Here is a 20,891-nt window from a genome sequence, read left to right on the forward strand (position 1 = left end):
TAAAATAAAAGCTAGACATTAAATAAAGGAATGAGGGAGTCTGATGGAAGAAACGGTCATGTCACAAGGCCAGGCTCTGACGGAGCCCGGTCATCGTACCCGGCAGGAGCACAAGCGAAAGCCGCTGTGGAGGAAGTATTTATGGGGGTATTTATTCCTCGTTCCGGCTATTGCGATCTTTATCGTGTTTTTATGGGTGCCGATATTTAAAGGGATCTTTTACAGCTTTTTTCATATCGATTTTGTCAAAGGAAACACCTTCGTCGGGTTGGATAATTACGCCAACGTTCTGAGTAATCCCGACCTGCTGCTTTCCGTTCGTAATACACTCTATTTCATGCTGTTAACGTTTGTGATCGGCTTCTGGGTGCCGATAGCGGCTTCCATTGCCATCTCGGAGCTGAAGCTGTTCCAGGGCTTCGCCCGGATCGCGGCTTATCTTCCGTTTGTTGTACCCGGTGTCGTGCTCTACGGCATGTGGAGATGGATGTATGATCCGGTAGGTCCGATCAATGCCTTGTTTGGCTTCTTCGGGGCAGAGCCGGTATCGTTTATATCGGATAGCCGCTTCTCGATGGTGGCACTGGTCGTGATGGAAACGTGGCAGCAATTCGGCTCGGCAATGCTGATCTATCTGGCGGGGGTGCTCAGCATACCTAAAGATTGGTATGAAGCCGCCGAAATCGACGGTGCGGGCGTATGGGCCCGGATCAAATATATTACGCTTCCCTCGATGCGCAATCTGATTATACTCATGTTGATTCTGCAGCTGATCGGTACTTCACAGGCGTATCAATCGCAGCTCGCGATGCTGGACGGTGGTCCGAACAAGGCCACGCTCACCTATGCTCTCCTCACCGTAAAATATGCGTTTAACCAGCTGGATTACGGGGCGGGAACCGCAATGGGCGTCTTGATGTTCCTCGTGCTGAGCATACTTGGCATCCTGCAATTCAAGATGAACAGGGAGGAGTACTAGGATGAAAGAGAGAGGCATATTATCGACTTCGGATTTGAGAAAACCCTTGAATCAAGTGGTTTACGGCTTTATGGTGCTGTGTATTGCGGCAATGGCTTTTACGATGCTGTATCCGATCGGCATGACGATGTTCAACGGCCTGAAGAGCAACCAGGAGATCAACACGTTTCCTCCGCGATTTTTCCCTTCGGAGTGGCATTGGGATAACTTCCCGAAGGGGTGGGATTACATTGATCTGCCGATGTTTCTCAAGAATACGCTGTTTATTTTTGGCGGTAATTTGCTGGTGACCATTCTGGTATTGGGCCTTGCGGCATTCAGCATTTCGCGCATTAAAGTTCCGTATCACCGGGCGATTTATTTCTTCATTCTCATGACCTTGTTTATACCGGCATCGAGTTATATGATTCCGAATTTCGTCAATTTGAAGGAGCTGGGGCTGCTGAATTCCTACTGGGCGTTCTGGCTGCCGGCAGGGGCGAACGCTTACTTCTTCCTGTTGATTAAAAACTTCTTCGATGGCATTCATCCCGAGATATTCGAGGCGGCGCGCATCGACGGCGCTTCGGAGATCAGCAGCTTTCTGCGTATCGCGATTCCGCTGTCGGTCCCGATTTTTGCAACGCTTGCGATTTTTATTTTCTCGACTGCGTGGAATGATTGGTTCTGGCCGTCCCTTGTGATGCAGACACAGGACAAATACACACTGGCAACAGCCATCTACAAGTATGTGATCAATGCACGGAACCTGGACAGCAGCATTAAATTCGCGATCCTGTTCATGGTGATGGTGCCGCCTATCTTTGTGTTTCTGCTGTTCCAGAAGTTTATCATGCGCAGCGTCAGCCTCTCGGCCGTCAAAGGGTAGAAATAGCGTTTGCATGATCGTAGGCCTGCACATGATCGTCATATGAATGCACATCGTTCTTTCAGCGTTCCGCTTTTATGATGGAGATAGGAAAGAACATATTATTTCAATAAGGAAAAGGGGAGTATCCATGCGCAAGTTCTCAGCACTACTGATTTGCCTTATGCTGTTCAGCTCCTTGCTTGCAGCGTGCGGCGGCGGCAAAGCAGCTCCGGAGGTCACCAGTAAAGAGGGAGGGACCACCAATACAGGGGGGACAACCACGACACAGAATGAAGAGCCGAAAGAGGATATCGCGGATAAAAAAGTAACGATCAAGATTCACTATCCGCTGCCGGACGATACCACACTGCGTCAGCAGGAGGATGATAAAATCGCGCGTTTCCAGGCGAAGTATCCAAACGTGACGATTGTGAAGGATGACTGGCAGTACAGCGTCAATGAAATTGGGGTAAAGATGGCTTCGAACGAAGCACCGACATTTTATAATACCTGGGCTACAGAGGCGCAGCTGCTCGTGGAGCGGGGCTGGGTAGCCGACATTACGGAGTTCTGGAACAACTGGGAGTACAAGGACGACATGAACCCTGTGCTGCAGGAGCAATTTATCGTAGACGGCAAGGTGTACGGCGTTACGCAGAACGGATACATCACGTCAACCATCGTGAACAAGAAACTGCTGGACGCGAAGGGAGTAGCATTGCCGCCGATGGATTGGACGTGGGACGATATGTACAACACGGCGAAGGGTGCCGCTGATCCGAAGGCAGGTATATCCGGTATTGCGCCAATGGGCAAAGGCAATGAGGCAGGCTGGAACTGGACCAACTTCCTGTTCGAAGCCGGCGGGGATATCGAAGTGAACGAGGACGGCAAGGTGAAGGCCGTGTTTAATTCGGAAGCCGGCGTGAAGGCACTGGATTTCTACAAGAAACTGAGATGGGAAGGAAATGCCATTCCCCAGGACTGGGCTCTCGGTTGGGGCGATGCTGTCAGTTCGTTCCAGCAAGGACGTACGGCTATGGTCATTGCAGGTGCATTTGACGTGATCCAGCCTGCGCTGAATGAAGGCGGCATGAAGCCTGAGGATGTGATCGCTTATCCAATGCCAGCTATGGAGAAGGGCGGAGCACATCACGGGATTCTGGGCGGCAACTACCTGGTTATCAACCCGAACGCCACGAAGGATGAGCAGGAAATGGCATTCCGTTACATTACGTTTGATTATTTTACGGATGATGCTCTGAAATCAGTGGAGGATACAATCAATGCCCGCAAAGCCGAGGGCAAATACTTCGTTCCGACACCGCTTGAATATTTCAGTGATGATTCGGAGTACGCAGCCAAGGTAAAAGCGATTTACGATAAATACGACAACGTGTACAAATATGATCCACAGCTCTTCAGCCTGCTGGAAGGCAAGCCGGAAGCGCAGTTTGGCACGCAGGACTATTATGCCGCGATGTCCAATGTCGTACAGGAATCGTTCTCGAAGGAAGGCACGGACTCCAAGAAGCAGCTGGACGACACGGCCAAGTTAGTACAGGAGAACTTCTTCGACAAAATCGAGCAGAAATAGGATAGAGCGGCGATGGTCGGCCTGTCTTCAAAGAGAAATACGAACAACCCGCTCAAGGAATTCCTTGAGCGGGTTGTTCGGTTTCCAGGGGGCAAACATTGGTAGCATTTCCGTGTGGCAGGGTCACAACAACCTGCGACAGTTTCCGCTGCTTCAATCAGAATCAGTAGATTTCGCGTGCATCCGCCGGCAGCTGCCGGACATGCCGCAGGAAGGCGCTCACGCGCTGATCCTGCCCCATGTCATAGTCAAAGCCAAGCTGCTTAGCGACATCCAGCGCGGTTCTGCGGAACAGCGCTCCCATCGTAAACAGCGCCTCCCACACCTCTTCGTAGGTTCCGCGAGGGTAGGTGGACATCAGCTCATTCCAGCTGTCCGCAGACAGGTGCTTGTTCAAGTACTTGCCGTTCTTGCCTACGCTGAGCGAGAAATCGGTCTGGGTGCCTACCTGCCACTCCAGCATTTTCAACAGCATCGGCCGCATGATGTTGTGAAGATGGTCCTGGGCATACAGGATTTCTGCCCGCCACAAGCCCTTGGCGACATACGTGGATACCCACCAGAACTCGTTGCAGCAATCCTCGAAAAAGGCTGCTGACGGACGCTGTACCCAGAAATCCTCGTCGGAAGGAGCAGGGATCTTGGGAAAGATTTGATCTTTATCCATTAAGATCTGGATCAGTTTGTCTTCCTTGCAGTAGTTCTCCTTCTCCTCGATGGGAATCAGGGTCATGTCAATCCGGTTGCCGTCGGTAAATAACATCAGGTACGAGAACCAGCCTCCCAGATCAGGGGGAAACATAGCCATGTCTTCTGGCGTCTGCAGAATTATCCGTTCCCCGAAGACATCGATCCAATTCGGATCTTGAATGAAGCTGTCCATGTCCGTTACATGAAAGCTGATATCATAATCCTGAAATATATCCTTGGGCACATTCGGATTCGTTCTGGAGCCTTCCAGGGTCACGGCCCGAACCCGTTCGTCACGGGCTGCATAGCCCAGTACCAAATCCATCATCTCTTGTTCGCTTCTCATGTTATCCATGCCTCCGTATTCATATTTTTAGAGCAGCTTTATTCGAATCGGACAGGCAGGAGGTCCACGAATTCGGACCGCAGAAGCACCGCATGGATAGGAAGCCTGTTATAACTTGTTTAGGTGTTTTTTCATGGGCGTATCTCCTTGCGTCTTTTTGGATATATAGGATTAATTCTTCATGGCCTTAAATGATTCCTCCGCAGCAACCAGCGTGGCCTCGATGTCCGTATCCGTATGGGCCGTTGTCATAAACCAGGCCTCGTATTTGGAAGGAGCCAGGTTCACGCCGCGGTCCAGCATGTGGCGGAAGAAGGCAGCGAACGCTTCGCCGTCGGTGTCTTGCGCTTCATCATAGTTTGTAACCGGATGATCGCAGAAGTGGGTGGAGAAGGAGCCGCGGATCCGGTTGATGGTCAGCGGAATGCCGTAGCGGTCCGCGGAAGCCTGCAAGCCTTCCGTCAGCTTGATTGTCAATCGTTCCATTTCCTCGTAAACCCCATCACCCTGCAGAACCTCCAGACAGGCGATTCCGGCTGCGATGGAAGCAGGGTTGCCCGCCATGGTTCCAGCCTGATAAGCAGGGCCCAGCGGAGCGACCTGCTCCATCACGTGCTTGCGGCCGCCATACGCGCCGATCGGCAGCCCGCCGCCGATGATTTTGCCAAGTGCTGTAAGGTCGGGCTGAATAGCCTCGTGGTTAGCCAGACCCGCGTAGGTTTGGCTGGAGCCGTAGTGGAAGCGGAAGGCGCTGATGACCTCGTCATAGATGACAAGGGAACCATTATCGTGAGTCATCTGGCATAACCCCTCCAGGAATCCCGGCTTCGGCATGACCATGCCGAAGTTGCCGACAATCGGTTCCACCATGACGGCAGCAACATCATCGCCCCATCGGTCCAGGGCAGCGCGCAGGCCTTCCAGATCATTGAACGGAACCGTAATCACTTCCGAAGCGATGCTGCTCGGAATTCCGGCACTGTCCGGAATTCCGAGCGTGGACGGACCTGAACCTGCGGCTACAAGGACAAGATCCGAATGGCCGTGGTAGCAGCCCGCAAACTTGATGATTTTGTTGCGCTTGGTATATGCTCGGGCTACACGGATCGTGGTCATGACAGCCTCGGTGCCGGAGTTGACAAAACGCACCTTGTCCATGGAGGGGATGGCTTCCTTCAGCATTTTAGCCAAGGTAATCTCAAGCTCGGTCGGTGTACCGTATAAAGTGCCATTTTGGGCAGCGGCTGTAATGGCGGCTGTAATATGCGGATGGGCATGTCCCGTTATGATCGGGCCGTAAGCCGCCAGATAATCAATATAGCGGTTGCCGTCCACGTCCCAGAAGTGGGCTCCGTTTGCGCGCTTCATGAAGACAGGGGCACCGCCTCCAACGGCTTTGAACGAACGGGAGGGACTGTTCACGCCTCCAACGATATGCTGGAGTGCTTCTTGATACAGGGTTTCTGAATGGTTTCTGGATGTAGACATTAGACTAAAACTTCCTTTCTTCATGAATCAGGACAGGCTGCTGAATGAAGTAGCGACCTGTCCTGATGCGGTATAGGGTGTTAATTGCGCTCTGTTGTTGTGGATGGAGTCGCGATGCTGTCGGAAGAACTGCTGGCAGGATCACTTTCCGTGCTCTCGCTGCCCTCGGTCTCTGGATCAGGCACCGGCGGATTCATGATATCCTGGATATACTGCTTCAGCGTATCCGGATTGGCAACGGTTAAGACGGCTGCGCCTCCAATGGTTTCTTCTTTCAGAAGTTTCATCGGAGGAACCTGCTCACTGCCGCTCATTTTGCTCTTATAGGCGACATTGGCGAGTTTCCACATATCCTCGACATCGAGGTTGGTATCAATATACGGACTGACGGATTTCAGAATCTCCGGCAGCTTCATGATTGATGTGGTGGTCTGCATTTTCTTGGCTACGGCCTTCAGGAGTTCGCGCTGACGCTCGGTTCGAGTGAAGTCGCCCATCGCATCATAGCGGAAGCGGACGTATTGCAGCGCCGCATTACCATCAAGATGCTGCATGCCTTCTTTAAGTTCAATGTCGTATTCGTTTTTATCTGCTTTACTGGAATAATTCATGTCCTTCTCAACATAGAAATCAACGCCGCCGACGGAATCAACCAACTTCATAAAACCTTGAAAATCCGTGTAGACATAATATTGAACCGGGATACCAAGCAAATCGCCTACGGCCTTCATCGCCGTATTCGGACCGTGCGTAATTGCCGTATTGATCCGGTTTCGATCATATCCAGGTATTTCTACGTAAGTATCGCGCAAAATAGAGAATAAGTGCATTTTCTTGGCTACGGGATCAATTGAGGCAACAAGCATACTGTCGGAGCGAGGGATTTCACCTTCCTCAAATCCGCGGGCATCGACGCCCATGAGCAAAATGTTAACGGTCTCCGTTCCTTCCCACTCTGGCGGGGCAGGGGCTTTGGCATCCACTTTTTCAAGTTCACGGAAAGGGGAGGATTCGCCTGATTTTTGAAGACTTTGCAAGCCGTCGTAGAATGAAACTGCATAATAAATGCCGTAGCCAATGACAGCTGCGAGCACGATGCTTACGCTCCATATAATCGTCTTCTTTGTTTTTTTGGTCATTGTGTTCTTCCTTTCGGATTACGCTGATGAATAAATTCGATAGAACATTTGAATATTCGACATTCATTCTATTATAATTTTTTTCGAAAAGACAATCAATTTTACGGGCCATAAGGTCCGTACAGCAGGAGTTGAAGCCTTATCGTAGATCAAACGCAATTGACAATCGGAAGCCAGGTGCCGGACTTTTCACTTCCGGCTTCGAATGGGGAGAAGGTATCTTTAAGCGATTTTCGTGGACGCAAAGTCGTGCTGTTCTTTTATCCGAAAGATATGACGCCGACCTGTACCGAGGAGGCTTGTAGCTTCCGTGACCATTATGGTGCCTTGAAAGAGGCGGGCGCGGTCGTGATCGGAATCAGCCCGGATCCGCTGAAATCTCATGCCAAATTTATGGATAAGCATAGCCTGCCCTATTTGCTTCTATCTGATGAGGAGCATAAGGTAAGCGAGATGTTTGGCGTCTGGCAGATGAAGAAGATGTTCGGTCGTGAGTATATGGGCATTATACGCTCCACCTTTTTGATTGATGAGAACGGGAAGATGACAGGGGAGTGGCGGAAGGTTAAAGTAAAAGGTCATGTCGAAGCGGTTCTCACAGCCGTGCTGTCATAAGCTATATGAAGAACGGTCCCTCTGCATGCCTGGACAGGCATAATAAGGGACCGTTCTTTTGAGAAAATAGGACCGGAGGAATAGAGCGGGTGGGAGGGATCAATGCTTCAAGAACGTGCCCATCCGGTATTCGCGGAACGCTTCATTCACTTCTTCTTCCGTATTCATGACAAAGGGGCCGCGTGCGGCCACGGGTTCCTTCAAGGGTTCGCCTGCATACAGCACGAAGCGGAGGGGCTCCACAGCCGTTGCCTGGATTTCACTTGGCATTCCATCAATTCCGGCACCCAGCCACAGCACCTGATTCTGGGAGGCAGTCACACCTTGGCTTCCGAAGGTTCCGCTGCCCTCAAGGATATAGATGAAGCCGTTGTAGCTGCCGGGCAGGTCCTGCGCTATGGAAGCGCCAGGCTCAAGGATGGCCTCAACCATCGTAACCGGAACATGGTTTTTAGTGCCGGATACCACATGGCCGGATGAACCGGAAAAGACCCGTGCGATCGCACCCTTCTCTTGTCTGACCGGCATCTCCGCCCCCTTCAGGTTTTGGTAGCGAGGGGAGGTCATTTTCCGGTCACGGGGCAAATTGACCCAGAGCTGCAGGACATGAGCCGTTACGCCCTCGGAAGGGACTTCGTTGTGGATGACGCCGCTGCCGGCAGTCATCCACTGCACATCACCGGGCCCAAGCACCCCGCGTTGTTCGGAGACGCTGTCATAATGCTCGAGGGTTCCGTCGATTACAAAAGTAACGGTTTCAATTCCCCGATGGGGATGGTCGTCGAATGAACCGGCTTGGAATTTGTCTTCCATCATGCCGAGAAACGGGTCGGATTGGGTCCAGTTACCGAATTCAATAACGGGTCCAGCGGCATGGATGGGGCTGTTGCGCCGGAGAACGACGTCTCTGACCTCTGCAATATCGCGTTTGAATACTGTTGAGTTGTTGTCCATAGCTTCTATCATCCCTTCTCATCTCGAAATAGGCCAAGAATCAATCCAAATCTGTATAACGAAGCTTCTTATAATAATGGAATTAAGATAACGCTAGCGAAGAACTCAAATTCAGTTTACTAGTAATCTGAATTAAAATCAAGTTCGCAAGAAAATATCAGATTCTAGTCTTTTTTCAAATATCGCCCCATATAATCTATCAGGAAACCGAACTCATAGAAACGATGGAGGTAGAGTTGATAATGAAAAACATGGTGCGGGTAACATCAATTGCAGTATTCTTCGGCGTATTGGCTGTTCTGATCATGATCGGTACGGGATTGGACTTCCAGCGGCCGATGGAGATATATGTAGAACAGGCTCCTCTGGCGACAGTACCCCTGGCAGTGCCTCAGCAGGCTGCACAGATGAAGGGGAAAGAGGTAAGCAAGCCCATCGTCATTACGGCAGACAAGGACAAACCCGCTGTGAACGCCGCACCTGTTTCATATAAAAAACCAACGGATAAAACGGTATATCTCACTTTTGATGACGGGCCATCGGATTTAACGCTTGAGGTGCTTGATATATTGAAGCGAGAAGGAATTAAAGGCACTTTTTTTGTACTGGGCAAGGAAGCCGAGACCCATCCGGAGATTATCAATCGCATCTATGAAGAAGGCCATACCATCGGGAATCATACATATGATCATCGTTACGACCAGCTATACGGGCGTTTTCAGGATTTCTGGGGACAGATTAAGAAGACGGAGGAAGTCATCCGCTTGATTACGGGGGAGCGGCCGCAGTTGGTGCGAGCACCAGGGGGCACGGCAGGTCATTTTGACGAAGCCTATTTTCAATTGATGAAGCAGGGTGGCTATCATGTATTCGATTGGAATGTTGACAGTGGCGATTCCAAGTATAAAGGGGTCCCGGTTAAGGACATCGTAAAAGGGGCAACCACAAAAGTTAAGGGCAATGAGGCGATCGTGCTTCTTCATGATGGTAAAGGGCATGGCGAAAGCGTGAAGGCTCTGCCGGACATTATTTCTTATTATAAAAAGCAGGGGTACGCCTTTGAAGTGCTTTCGACAAAAACGCAGCCTGTTCAATTTACCGCACAGAAGGCGGCCCGAAAGGCTTCGCAGCCTTCGAAGCAGTGGATCACACAGGAAGTTGTTGCCAATGCCGCACTCTTTGAATCTGGAAGGACGCTCGCCGTGGAATTCGGCGGACTTGAAACCGCGTTTGCGGCAGGTGAATACAAGTTGGTGGACGGCCGGCTGATGGTTCCGCTGCGCTCCCTGGTGGAGCGACTTGGCGGAAGCGTGTCCTGGAAGTCTCACAACAAAACCGTGCAGGTGAAGCTTGGAGGGAATCGCTGGGAAGCGGACCCGGTGGGGGGCTTGCTGTTATCCCATCAAACAGGTGGCAAACCTGTGTCATCGGATGTGCATCTGATCGGCGGCACGGCTTGGATTCCGATTCGGGACGCGCTTGACTTTTCCGGCCACCCTGTTACAAGAGTGACATATGAAGAAAGCGAATATCGCGTTCTAACTTTGTAGTCGAAATTTGTATTTTATGTTTGTAATTATGCTGCACAAGTTATAGACTAGTACTTAGAGATATTTATCACAATCCCTAAGAATGTTTCAGAATAAAGGAGGGGGAAGCTTCCCCCTGCTTTATTTTTGGCGATAGATGAGTCACCCATAAGTTCGCACTTTTGTAAGTGATGCATAATAGATACCGGTTATCCCAAAATTAAACCTAGCCGGTTCGATCGTCGCCAAGTTCATCTTGGGAATTTACTTAAAGAAAAGGAGGCAATTCTTTATGACAGAAACATCTTCTCCACAACCGTCCGAAACTCCGGAAAATGTTGTAGGAAACCAAGAAGCTGCGGCGTCCAGCCGTCCTGATGTGCTGCTCGAACAACTGCTCAAGCCCGAGGTTCAGGAATCCCTTACAACTCTCGTGGACAATCTTCCTAAACTTACGGAAATGCTGTCCGTTATGACTAAAGCGTATGATTTCGGTAAATCCGTAGCTACGGATCCCGTGCTTGCGGAAGACACTATGGCTTCCCTCAGCGGATTCGCGAAGCCGGTAACGACAGCAGCAAAAAGCGTTGCATCTGCAGCTATCGAAGCCGGGGACCGTGTCCACGCTCAAGGCGACCAAGCTCAGATCGGTGTATTTGGTCTGATGAAAATGCTGAAAGATCCTCAGGTTCAAAAGGGTCTTCGCTATGCTCAGGCTTTTTTGGACGTTCTTAACGAGCGCGACCAACAAAACAAGCGTTAATCCATAAATCATACGAAGAACGGAGGATGGTCATGTCTAAACATATTTTAATTTTGGGCGGAGGCTACGGCGGCTTGCTTAGTGCACTTTCTGCACGCGAGCATTTCGGCGCATCTGCAAAAATCACGCTGATTAACCGTTTCCCAACCCATCAGATCATTACGGAATTGCACCGCCTGGCAGCAGGCAACATCGCAGAGAAAGCAGTAGCTTTGCCGCTGGATAAGCTTCTGCGCGGCGCGAACGTTGACCTGCGCATCGGCAATGTTAAGGAAATCAAGCCGGATGAGCGTTCGGTTTCTCTCGATGACGGCGGCAGCTTCACATATGATGCCCTGGTTATCGCTCTGGGCAGTGAAACTGCATTTTTCGGTATCCCGGGACTTCAAGAGAACAGCTTCATTCTGAAGTCTGTTAACGATGCAAACCGTCTGCGTGCTCACGTTGAGTCCCGCATTGCGGAATACAGCAAAACGAAAAACAAAGCGGACGCTACCATCGTGGTTGGCGGCGGCGGTTTGACCGGCGTTGAGCTTGTTGGTGAATATGCCGATATGAGAAGCGAGCTGGCTCGCAAATACGGTATCGATCCACAGGAAATCACGCTTTATTGTGTTGAAGCTGCTCCTTCCATTCTGCCGGGCTTCCCTGCTGAATTGGTTGACCGTGCGACAACAAGCCTGCAAAAACGCGGCGTGAACTTCCTGACTGGATTGCCTATTACCAAAATGGACGGCACCACCGTTGAGCTGAAAGATGGAAGCACCATCGAAACCAGCACATTGGTATGGACAGGCGGCGTACAAGGCAACAGCGTTGTCGCTAACTGCGGAATCGAAGTGAACCGCGGACGTGCGGTTGTGAACGAATTCCTGCAATCCGCTTCCCACCCTGACGTATATGTTGCTGGCGACAGCGCGGTTGTTATGGGACCGGAAGGTCGTCCGTTCCCGCCGACAGCACAGCTGGCATGGCAAATGGGCGAGCTGATCGGATACAACATGTTCGCTCAATTGAACGGCGGCGCACCAGCTTCCTTCGCACCGGTATTCTCCGGTACGCTGGGCAGCTTGGGACGTAAAGATGCCATCGGTACGATCGGCGCGAACAAGACCCAATTGAAAGGTCTGCCTGCAACCTTGATGAAGGAAGCGAGTAACATGCGTTACCTGTCCCACATCAACGGTTTGTTCACACTGGCTTACTAAGCCAAAGGGCGGCATTATACGAATACAAAGAGATGGCCCCGGAGTTATTCGGGGCCATCTCTTTTTTTATATGAAGATGACCTCGGTGAAGTGAAGCACAGGCTCCAAACATAAGCAGATCGACTTAGGGACAATCATCTTAAAACATAATACGATGTATACACCCGGAAGCAGAGCGAGTTCTTGGGTTATGCCAGATACCGGGACTTGGGGAGAAGGCGGGAAGGGGGAAAGCAAACGGAAGAGGAGAGCTTGAAGGAGGAAATGAGGTAAGAAGGCTAAGTATTTATGTAAGCGCTATCAAAAAGAGATTCATCATTTTCATTTACGAAACGGAGGGAGTTTGTATGCGGGGATATCATCGTCTTCATTCGATTGTCATTCAGCTGTTTTTGTTTTTTTTCATCGGCACCACACTCCCGGTACTTATTATGGGTTTCCTGTCGTACAACAAATCGGCATCAATTGTGGAGGAACAAGTCAGTAAAGTTGCCTCTCTCACCATTACGCAAGTCAGTGACAAACTGAATATGTTTTTCAAGAAACTGGACGATTCCTCAATGATGGTGCTGAACAGCAAGGTGGTGCACGGCATTCTGGAGGATCAGGATATGAGCAAATATGATCTGACGCTGAAGGTGAAGGAGGGAAAGGATCTGTTGACCTCCATCATGATTAACTCGCCGGAAATATTGGATGTGTATGTGTTCGATGTGCTGCGGAACAATTCGGTCCTCAGTGCCGATTCCCTGATGTCCATCCCGGACCAATGGGATTCCGCTTGGTATCAGTCGATTCTGGAAGCTAACGGCCAGGCGGTATGGTTCGGCCTCTCGGATACTTCCTACCTGAAGCAGACGGGAATGGGATTTCCGGTATTCGGCCTGGGAAGGGCGATACGGAGCTGGGATACGGGGGAGATTGTGGGGGTGATGTTCATCGAGATCATGGGGGATGTCCTGATCGACGAATTAAACCATGTCCAGTTCGGTGATACGGGGTATATGTACGTGGCCAATGACGAGAACCGTTACTTCTATCATCCCGATCCCTCGATGTATGGGAAGCAGTCCCAGATCAAGCTGCCAACGGGTCTGACGGAATATAACCTGAACAACAATAAAACGCTCATGATTCCGTCGCGCCTGAACAATGGCTGGCATGTGGTAGGGATGGTACCGCTTAAGGAGCTGACGGCGGACTCGGCCAGCATCCGGAGTTTCACCGTCTGGATTGTCTTCGGATCGATCCTCGCAGCGATCGGCATCGGTTATTTCATGACCCGGCGAATTGGCAATCCGCTCGTCCAGCTAAGCAGGCTTATGCGCAGAAGCGAAGCAGGAGATCTATCAGTCCGGAGCAAGAATGTAGGTTCCAGTGAAATTGGGCAGCTGGGAAGAAGCTTCAACAAAATGATTGAGCAAATCGATCTTCTGATCAGGCGGATTGCCGCGGAGGAGTCCGAGAAGAAAAAAGCGGAAATCCGTGCACTGCGGTACCAGATTAATCCCCACTTTCTCTACAATACGCTGAATTCCATCCGCTGGATGGCCAAGCTTAACCGGACTAACGACGTGGATCAATCGGTCACCGCTCTTGTTCATCTGCTGGAGGGGAGCCTGGAGCGCAATGGCGTGTTCATACGGCTCGGCGACGAGCTGGAGCAGCTCCGTAAATACATGATTATTCAGAATTACCGTTATGACCATCAGATCGAACTAAGGATCGATTGTCCTGAGGATTTGGAGGACATCCATATTCCCCGGATGCTGCTGCAGCCGATTGTGGAGAATGCGATCTTTCACGGGATTGCGCCGCTGGATGACACGGGCGTGATACGGATCAGAATTTCATCGCAGCAGCAGGACGTCCTGGTACAGATCGAGGACAATGGGATCGGCATAAGACCTGAGCGAATAACAGGACTGCTCTCGCATGATCAGGATCACTCCAAACACGGCATGACCCACATCGGGCTCCGTCATGTTCACCAAACGGTCCAGCTGTATTATGGCAGCGGCTACGGAGTGTGGGTGGAGAGCCGGGAACACGAAGGTACACGGGTCACTATTACCTTTGCCAAGGAAAGGGGGGACGCTTATGTACAGAGTGCTGCTCGTGGATGACGAGGCAATCGCTCGTACAGGACTTCGATCCACCTTCGATTGGGAGAAGCACGGTTATCGGCTTGTCGGGGAGGCCTCCAATGGACAGCGGGCGATGAAGTGGATTCTGAACGGGGATCTCGACATTCTGATCACCGATATCGCGATGCCCGTCATGGATGGCTTGGAGCTGACCCGCCGGACCCGAGAGCTGTGTCCATGGGTGAAGGTGCTGCTGCTCAGCTGCCACAGCGATTTCGAATTCGTGCGTGAAGGCATCAGGCTTGGCGCATCGGATTATATTCTCAAGCCGACGCTGGACCCGGACTCGCTCGGTGCCATACTGGATCAAATGCGTTTGAAGCTGGAAGAGGAGCGGCAGATGCAGCGGATTCTGACGGAGCATGAGCAGCAGCAGCGGCGGAACAAGAAGAAGGCCGATGAGAAAATGTTGTTTCAGGCGTTATCCGGCGATCCGAGTGCGATAGAGGATCTGGAAGCCAGGAGTCATGGAGGCTCTTATATGATGGCTGTGCTTCAGCTTGATTCCGACATAGGAGATCGGGCGGCGGGGGGACAGCAGAAGGATTGGCATGACAGAATCGAACGGCTTCTGGAGCTGTTATATGACCAGGTCCCGGAAGCGCTGGCAGCGCGGCTGGAAACGGACCGGATCGCGGCCTACGTACCGTTGCGTCCCGAAGAGAGGCGGGAAGTCAGCGAAGCGGGCATCAAGCTGCCAATTCGCTGTATCATCGGATTGAGCCGAGGCTTCAACAGCATAGGCAAGCTGCATGAGGCTTTTCAAGAAGCCGTTGAAAGTCTGGAGGGGCTTTTCTTTTATAGGGATAAACAGATTCTTCATGCGGAGGATAGGCTCCTCGTGGATGCCGAATCGGCACAGGAAGGTTCAACTTCCGGACTGTATGGCTTTAGAGCGGGGCTGGCTGTTGGGAATATGGATAAAAGCGAAGTGGAGCTGCAGGCGATCATGGAGCGCTGGAAGCCTGGAAGGATGAACAAACCTGCGGTTCTTAAAGAAGCAGAGGGCATTCTGGGACTGCTGGCCATGCATTATCTCCCTGGCGGTCCGGCGCTGCCCCAGGCAGGAGAAGCGGGGCGGCTTCGATCGGTGGAGGAGGTAAAAGGGCTTGTTCTTGAAGCTTTCCGCATGCTGCGTGAGGAAGCCATCCGTCACCCCGTCCCGGAATCCACGCTGCATGAGCGGATTGTGCTGCAGGCTGTTCAATATATTAACGCCCGCTTTACCGAGCCCATATCTCTGCAGGAGGTGGCGGACGACGTGGCTGTAAGCCGCAACTATTTTAGTGAAATGTTCAAGCGCGTCACCGGGCACAACTTTATCGATTATGTGATCGACCTTCGACTGAAACGCGCCAAGGAGCTGCTCTCCACGACCTCGCTCAGAGTGTATGAAGTGGCTGATCGATCCGGATTTAATGATGTGAAATACTTCAGCAAATTGTTCAAGAAGCTGGTAGGGATTTCGCCGGCTGAGTACCAGGGACAGCACCGTAAATGATCAAAACTTCATAGATCGGAAAAGAAGCCACTTTTTCGGAACATAATCCGTTCAAATGCTTTTTGCCAAAATTTTATAATTAAAGCGGTTACAAAGTGCTGTGCCAGCAAAACTAAATCGGGTTTGAATGGAGGAAATGAAATGACAAGGAAACAGGTAAGAGGGTCGTTGCTTGTAATCATTCTTCTACTATCATCCATGCTTCAGGCGTGTGGAGGAGGCGGAACTACGGCGGGCGGAGATTCGGGAAGCAGCGAGAAGGTCAAGATTAAATGGGCGAGCTGGGGGAATCCCGGAGAGCTTAGCCGCTACCAGGAGCTGACCAAGGATTTCAACAAGAAGCATCCAGATATCGAAGCCGAATTCATTCCAATTCCCGGCGAGTATGATCAGAAAATATTAACCCAATTAACGGGAGGGACAGCGCCGGATATTTTTTACGCCGGTGACGGTCTGATCGTGAAATTGATCGAGAATCAAAGCATTGAGAATTTAACCCCCTACATGGATGCCCCGGAGAGCTTGATCAAGAAGGAGGATTACTTCGAGGGCTTGTGGGGAGCAGCGGTGCGGGATGGGCAGACTTACGGCGTGACGGTGGATTGCAACCCGATGGTGCTGTGGTACAACAAGAAGGTGCTGAAGGAAGCGGGTATAACCGAGATGCCTGCCGATCTTCAGGCGAATGGACAATGGACCTGGGACAAGTTCAAGGAAATGTCGGACAAGATCCGGGACAGCAAGAAATACGGCTACGTGCTGGATAATTCCTGGAACAGTTATCACAGCTGGGTTACCTCGAATGGAGGCCAGGTCTACGATGACGAGGGGAATTTCGTGGCGGCTTCGGATCCCAAGGCAATGGAGGCTTTCAAGTTCCTGTACGACAACGTGAAGTCCAAGAACATTACGTTCTCCGGGACGCTTCCCAAAGGGCAGGGCGGGGACGCCATGTTTATGTCCAACCAGGTCGGATTTGTTGCTGCGGGACGGTGGTATCTGCCGCTGTTCAAGAAGAATCAAGGACTTGAGTATGACGTGGTAACTTGGCCTACCAACACCGGCAACAAAATCGAGCCGGCCGGTATCCCAACGGCATTCCTGGTCATGAACAAGGCAGCGAAGAATAAGGAAGCAGCCTATACCTTTTTCTCCGAGTATGTAAGTAAAGAAGGTCAACGTTACCGCCTGCAGGGCGGTGGCAATGCGGTCCCGTCGGTACAAGGCACGGATGATGTGGTCCTGGAAGGAAATCTGCCGGAGCATGCCCAGTTATTCCTCGATGCTCGTGAGATCGGGTATTCCCTGACGCCGTTCGAGGCGGGCATTCCGGGTCTCAGCCAGGATATCACATCCAAATTCGAGGCACTGTGGCTGAAAGATCAGGATCTTGAAAGCTCCCTGCAGGACATTCAGGATATGGCTAATAAGAAAATTCAGGATTACAAGAGCGGCAAGAACTGATCAAGCTCTGGAGAGGAACGGTGAGAAGATATGAAGACGCAGCCTGCTGGAAGCCCCGGAGCCTCTCCTTCTCCGGAGCAGCTCCCGGAGAGGAGAACAACCTCCTTAACAAGCAAGACATCCGACGGTTTATGGGGCTACTTTTTTATCCTTCCCCAGATGATCGGACTGATCGCTTTTTCATTAATTCCGCTGATTTCGGCTTTTGTTATCAGCATGATGAACTGGGACGGGATGGGAGCCAAGAAGTTTATCGGACTCCAGAATTTCATATCCCAGCTTCAGGATGAGGAGTTCCATATCGCCCTGGTCAACACGGTGTATTATACGATTCTATCGGTACCGACAGGCATTATTCTGGCCATGCTGGTGGCGGTAGGCTTAAACCGGGTTCGCGGGAAAATCCTGTACCGGCTGATCTACTTCATGCCGAACATTACAATGTCCGTCGCAGTGGCCGTTGTGTTTATGTGGCTGTTCAACGCAGACTTTGGGCTCATTAACATGTATCTGCAGCAATGGTTCGGTATTACGGGACCTTCCTGGCTGACGGATTCCAGATATGTCATGCCCTCGATTGCCCTCTTGAGCGTATGGATGGGACTCGGGGGGAACATGGTGCTGTTCCTTGCCGGACTTCAGGGGATATCCAGAAGTTATTATGAGGCAGCCGAGATTGACGGTGCAGGCAAATGGCAGCAGTTGATTCATATTACGATTCCACTGCTGTCGCCGACAACCTTTTTTGTAACGATCATGTCCATTATCGGTTCCTTCCAGGTGTTCGACCAGTCCTTTGTCATGACCTCCGGCGGACCGGCGAAGGCGAGTTATACTCTCGTGTATCACATTTACGAGACAGCCTTTGCGGACTTTACCTTCGGCAAGAGCACGGCGTCAGCCGTCATCCTGTTTGTGATGATCCTGTCGCTCACCTTGTTCCAGATGAAAATGTCCAAACGGTGGGTTCATTACGAAGACTAACGGATCCATGCGAGGAAGGAGGAGGAGAATGAATGATACATCGGGGATTGAGAATGTCCACCGTCGTGCTGCACATCGTTCTGATCATAGGTGCTTGTATTATGGCACTGCCGTTTGTTTGGATGGTGCTCAGCTCGCTCAAGGATTTGTCGCAAGTATTCGTGGTGCCGCCCAAATGGATTCCGGACCCGTTCATCTGGTCCAACTATAAGGATTCCCTGACGGCACTGCCCTTCGGGCGCGCATACTTTAACAGCTTTTATATCAATATGATTGTCGTCCTCTCACAGCTAGTTACCTGTTCCATGGCAGCCTATGCTTTTGCCAAAATCACGTTCCCGTTTCGGGAGCCGCTGTTCATTCTGTTTCTGGCCACCATGATGGTGCCGGGACAAGTGACCATCATTCCGCTATATCTGATCATGAAAAATATCGGATGGCTGGACACGCATCTGGCGATTATTGTCCCTTCGGCGTTGCTCAACGCATTCGGGGTGTTTCTGCTCCGGCAATTCTTCCGGGGAATTCCGAAAGAGATGGAGGAGGCCGCCATTGTGGATGGCGCGAACCGCTGGACGATCTATGCCCGGATCATGCTCCCTTTGATTAAACCGGCGCTGTCGGCACTCGGCATTTTCACCTTTCTCGGGATGTGGAACAACTTCTTTAATCCGCTGATCTTTCTCAGCAGCACGGATAAGTTCACCGTTCCGATGATGCTGAATCTGTACCGCGGCATGTATTCCACAGACTGGACACTGATGATGGCGGGGGCTTCCATAGCACTGATTCCGGTCCTTATCGTATATATCATCGGCCAGAAATATATTATTGAGGGCGTCACCTTATCGGGAATTAAAGGGTAGCTGATAGGTGATAGGAATAACCCGTAAGCTGGATTCTTAGATGACAGAATCCGCTTGCGGGTTATTTGCGTTCTGCGCCTGAATGGCCTTGTAGAACCAGGCACCATCACGATTAGCGTTCACATCAATTTATACAAGTCAGTATATTCTCATAGGTATACTAGTATGGTAGTATATGAGTGCGCTTACATAATACGCTTCACTAAGGGAGACGATGACGATGTTCAATGTACTTCTGGTGGATGATGAACCATGGGTCCTGGAGGGGCTCAGGACCATGATTGACTGGAACCGGTTCGGATTCCAAATATGCGGAGAAGCCCTGAGTGCTCCGGAAGCGTTGAAGTTAATAGAACGATTGCAGCCGGAGCTGGTCATGACGGATATCCGCATGCCTGTGCTGAACGGTCTGGAATTGATTGAGCACAGCAATCGGACAATGCCCCATCCACCGAAATTCGTGATTCTGAGCGGATATGATGATTTTGGATACGCCCACAACGCCATGCAGCAGCGGGTTGCGGAATATTTGCTCAAACCGATTGATGATGAAGAGATCGAAGCCCTGTTAGCCAGACTGAGCCATGTGATCCGGGATGAGTATGAAACCGAACATAGCCATCAGATGAAAGCGGGCATCGCCATCCATTATCTATTGAATCGATTAATTCAGGATGGGGATAACCACGATATAGCGGAGCAAGTCCGCAAGGCGATGTTGATCCAGGGAGAGCCGGAGCTTCGGTGTCTATTGATTGATACGGAGTCCTCGGGCATGGACTTGATGAAATGGATTGCCAATCATGGCCCCGAGGGACTGCTCGGATGCTTTCAGGATAGCAGCGGCAGTCTCGGAGTCCTGCTTCGTGTTGAGCAGCAGGCCCCTGATGACGTTATGGAAACCGCGCTTCAATTGCAGTCCGCACTGGTCCAGGAGCTGGGAGGGCCGGTTATCGTGGCATTGAGTGCCATGGGGAGAGGAATTCAGGCCGTCGGGGAGCTTTACCGGCAAAGCGCGGAGGTGCGTCATTATAGACGAAGCCAAGGAAGAAGCGGCGTGTTTTGTTATCAGGAGCTGAGGAGAATGGCCGATTCCCGGGAATTTCCGTTCGGGCGGGTCGAAGATTTAATGTCGATGATCCTGGCAGGGGAGTCCCAACCAATCGAAGCATGTTTGGAGCGGATCTTCGCAGTCATGACCGATTACATGCCGGATCTGAGAGCCATTCGGGCCGATGTGGCTGATCTGGAGTTGTCGCTGTGCAGAACAATCGCCGAGATGAATGGGGATCCGGATATTTTCATGAACAGGCTGCAGGAGGAGCTTGGCAATCTGGATGATGCCTGCAATGGTGCAGCGCTTAAGAACTACGTGCGGCATCTCGCGCTCCAAGCCTCCTCACTGCTCGCTGAGTTGAGGAAGCACAACGAGCACAACACGATTTTTCAAGTGATTCAGTATGTCGACCGGGAGTACCGGAGTAAGCTGCAGCTTCAGGAGTTGGCACAGCATTTTCACATGAACGCCACCTATTTGGGACAGCTGTTCAAGAAGCACGCAGGCAGGCCTTTTAAAGAATATCTCAATGATAAGCGGATTGAAGAGGCCAAGCTGCTGCTGAAGCGAAGCGGGATGAAGGTGTCCGAGGTTGCACAGCATGTCGGGTTCCCGAACGCGGACTATTTCATCCATAAATTTAAGATGACAACCGGGATGCTGCCCTCGAATTACAAGAATAATGAGGATAGCAAGCTGCGCTAATCCGGGAGG

General features: G+C 51.2%; 17 protein-coding genes. 13 read left to right on the forward strand and 4 right to left on the reverse strand.

Features of this window, described 5'->3' with window-relative positions; translation table 11 throughout:
• The first annotated feature begins 43 nt into the window (after positions 1 to 43).
• From PGL02S_RS14430 to PGL02S_RS14440, 3 genes are all read left to right on the forward strand, one after another.
• Positions 44 to 979, forward strand: coding sequence for a carbohydrate ABC transporter permease (locus PGL02S_RS14430; protein WP_036638783.1), 936 nt, complete (start codon positions 44 to 46; stop codon positions 977 to 979).
• A 1-nt stretch (position 980) separates the two neighbouring features.
• A complete protein-coding gene (locus PGL02S_RS14435) occupies positions 981 to 1,847 on the forward strand; it encodes a carbohydrate ABC transporter permease (RefSeq protein ID WP_006208226.1) in 867 nt (288 codons plus the stop codon).
• 130 nt (positions 1,848 to 1,977) lie between these two features.
• On the forward strand, positions 1,978 to 3,426 hold the full coding sequence (locus PGL02S_RS14440) for an ABC transporter substrate-binding protein (RefSeq protein ID WP_036638786.1): 1,449 nt from the start codon (positions 1,978 to 1,980) through the stop codon (positions 3,424 to 3,426).
• Between the two features lie 163 nt (positions 3,427 to 3,589).
• Here PGL02S_RS14440 and PGL02S_RS14445 read toward each other — a convergent pair whose 3' ends face one another.
• From PGL02S_RS14445 to PGL02S_RS14455, 3 genes are all read right to left on the reverse strand, one after another.
• Entirely contained in the window at positions 3,590 to 4,462 is an 873-nt protein-coding gene (locus PGL02S_RS14445) for an aminoglycoside 6-adenylyltransferase (RefSeq protein WP_036638789.1), read from the reverse strand.
• A gap of 171 nt (positions 4,463 to 4,633) precedes the next feature.
• Positions 4,634 to 5,950: a glutamate-1-semialdehyde 2,1-aminomutase gene (locus PGL02S_RS14450; RefSeq protein ID WP_006208229.1), complete on the reverse strand. Its 1,317-nt coding sequence runs from the start codon at positions 5,948 to 5,950 to the stop codon at positions 4,634 to 4,636.
• An 80-nt stretch (positions 5,951 to 6,030) separates the two neighbouring features.
• Positions 6,031 to 7,089, reverse strand: coding sequence for an LCP family protein (locus PGL02S_RS14455; RefSeq protein WP_036638792.1), 1,059 nt, complete (start codon positions 7,087 to 7,089; stop codon positions 6,031 to 6,033).
• Positions 7,090 to 7,248: 159 nt separating this feature from the next.
• Here PGL02S_RS14455 and bcp point away from each other — a divergent pair, with 159 nt between their 5' ends.
• On the forward strand, positions 7,249 to 7,704 hold the full coding sequence (bcp, locus tag PGL02S_RS14460) for a thioredoxin-dependent thiol peroxidase (RefSeq protein ID WP_006208231.1): 456 nt from the start codon (positions 7,249 to 7,251) through the stop codon (positions 7,702 to 7,704).
• Positions 7,705 to 7,803: 99 nt separating this feature from the next.
• On the opposite strand, the gene PGL02S_RS14465 is transcribed toward bcp, so the two are convergent.
• Positions 7,804 to 8,658 (reverse strand): pirin family protein, encoded by an 855-nt coding sequence (locus tag PGL02S_RS14465; protein ID WP_036638797.1) that lies wholly within the window; start codon positions 8,656 to 8,658, stop codon positions 7,804 to 7,806.
• Between the two features lie 242 nt (positions 8,659 to 8,900).
• Here PGL02S_RS14465 and PGL02S_RS14470 point away from each other — a divergent pair, with 242 nt between their 5' ends.
• From PGL02S_RS14470 to PGL02S_RS14510, 9 genes are all read left to right on the forward strand, one after another.
• Positions 8,901 to 10,208, forward strand: a complete 1,308-nt coding sequence (locus PGL02S_RS14470) for a polysaccharide deacetylase (protein ID WP_036638801.1) — start codon at positions 8,901 to 8,903, stop codon at positions 10,206 to 10,208.
• A gap of 271 nt (positions 10,209 to 10,479) precedes the next feature.
• Positions 10,480 to 10,950, forward strand: a complete 471-nt coding sequence (locus PGL02S_RS14475; RefSeq protein WP_006208234.1) for a DUF1641 domain-containing protein — start codon at positions 10,480 to 10,482, stop codon at positions 10,948 to 10,950.
• Between the two features lie 32 nt (positions 10,951 to 10,982).
• Complete coding sequence (locus PGL02S_RS14480) at positions 10,983 to 12,158, forward strand: NAD(P)/FAD-dependent oxidoreductase (protein WP_006208235.1); 1,176 nt, start codon at positions 10,983 to 10,985, stop codon at positions 12,156 to 12,158.
• 347 nt (positions 12,159 to 12,505) lie between these two features.
• The gene (locus PGL02S_RS14485) at positions 12,506 to 14,284 is read left to right on the forward strand and encodes a sensor histidine kinase (protein WP_036638803.1); all 1,779 of its coding nucleotides are present in this window, start codon (positions 12,506 to 12,508) and stop codon (positions 14,282 to 14,284) included.
• A complete protein-coding gene (locus PGL02S_RS14490; RefSeq protein ID WP_036638805.1) occupies positions 14,259 to 15,806 on the forward strand; it encodes a response regulator in 1,548 nt (515 codons plus the stop codon). Before PGL02S_RS14485 ends, PGL02S_RS14490 begins: the two co-directional genes overlap by 26 nt.
• A gap of 141 nt (positions 15,807 to 15,947) precedes the next feature.
• Entirely contained in the window at positions 15,948 to 17,270 is a 1,323-nt protein-coding gene (locus PGL02S_RS14495; protein ID WP_036638808.1) for an ABC transporter substrate-binding protein, read from the forward strand.
• 30 nt (positions 17,271 to 17,300) lie between these two features.
• Positions 17,301 to 18,254, forward strand: coding sequence for a carbohydrate ABC transporter permease (locus PGL02S_RS14500; protein ID WP_036638810.1), 954 nt, complete (start codon positions 17,301 to 17,303; stop codon positions 18,252 to 18,254).
• Positions 18,255 to 18,286: 32 nt separating this feature from the next.
• Positions 18,287 to 19,120 carry a carbohydrate ABC transporter permease gene (locus PGL02S_RS14505; protein ID WP_006208240.1) on the forward strand — a complete coding sequence of 278 codons (834 nt, stop codon included), beginning with the start codon at positions 18,287 to 18,289 and terminating at the stop codon, positions 19,118 to 19,120.
• Between the two features lie 220 nt (positions 19,121 to 19,340).
• The gene (locus PGL02S_RS14510) at positions 19,341 to 20,882 is read left to right on the forward strand and encodes a helix-turn-helix domain-containing protein (RefSeq protein WP_036638813.1); all 1,542 of its coding nucleotides are present in this window, start codon (positions 19,341 to 19,343) and stop codon (positions 20,880 to 20,882) included.
• The last annotated feature ends 9 nt before the right edge of the window (positions 20,883 to 20,891 follow it).

This window comes from Paenibacillus glucanolyticus NBRC 15330 (genome assembly GCF_004000885.1).
Taxonomy (GTDB): domain Bacteria; phylum Bacillota; class Bacilli; order Paenibacillales; family Paenibacillaceae; genus Paenibacillus_AQ; species Paenibacillus_AQ glucanolyticus.

Coding starts and splice junctions, on each gene's coding strand:
- PGL02S_RS14430 (WP_036638783.1), top strand. CDS start 44: ATGGAAGAAACGGTCATGTCACAAGGCCAGGCTCTGACGGAGCCCGGT.
- PGL02S_RS14435 (WP_006208226.1), top strand. CDS start 981: ATGAAAGAGAGAGGCATATTATCGACTTCGGATTTGAGAAAACCCTTG.
- PGL02S_RS14440 (WP_036638786.1), top strand. CDS start 1,978: ATGCGCAAGTTCTCAGCACTACTGATTTGCCTTATGCTGTTCAGCTCC.
- PGL02S_RS14445 (WP_036638789.1), bottom strand. CDS start 4,462: ATGAGAAGCGAACAAGAGATGATGGATTTGGTACTGGGCTATGCAGCC.
- PGL02S_RS14450 (WP_006208229.1), bottom strand. CDS start 5,950: ATGTCTACATCCAGAAACCATTCAGAAACCCTGTATCAAGAAGCACTC.
- PGL02S_RS14455 (WP_036638792.1), bottom strand. CDS start 7,089: ATGACCAAAAAAACAAAGAAGACGATTATATGGAGCGTAAGCATCGTG.
- PGL02S_RS14465 (WP_036638797.1), bottom strand. CDS start 8,658: ATGGACAACAACTCAACAGTATTCAAACGCGATATTGCAGAGGTCAGA.
- PGL02S_RS14470 (WP_036638801.1), top strand. CDS start 8,901: ATGAAAAACATGGTGCGGGTAACATCAATTGCAGTATTCTTCGGCGTA.
- PGL02S_RS14475 (WP_006208234.1), top strand. CDS start 10,480: ATGACAGAAACATCTTCTCCACAACCGTCCGAAACTCCGGAAAATGTT.
- PGL02S_RS14480 (WP_006208235.1), top strand. CDS start 10,983: ATGTCTAAACATATTTTAATTTTGGGCGGAGGCTACGGCGGCTTGCTT.
- PGL02S_RS14485 (WP_036638803.1), top strand. CDS start 12,506: ATGCGGGGATATCATCGTCTTCATTCGATTGTCATTCAGCTGTTTTTG.
- PGL02S_RS14490 (WP_036638805.1), top strand. CDS start 14,259: ATGTACAGAGTGCTGCTCGTGGATGACGAGGCAATCGCTCGTACAGGA.
- PGL02S_RS14495 (WP_036638808.1), top strand. CDS start 15,948: ATGACAAGGAAACAGGTAAGAGGGTCGTTGCTTGTAATCATTCTTCTA.
- PGL02S_RS14500 (WP_036638810.1), top strand. CDS start 17,301: ATGAAGACGCAGCCTGCTGGAAGCCCCGGAGCCTCTCCTTCTCCGGAG.
- PGL02S_RS14505 (WP_006208240.1), top strand. CDS start 18,287: ATGATACATCGGGGATTGAGAATGTCCACCGTCGTGCTGCACATCGTT.
- PGL02S_RS14510 (WP_036638813.1), top strand. CDS start 19,341: ATGTTCAATGTACTTCTGGTGGATGATGAACCATGGGTCCTGGAGGGG.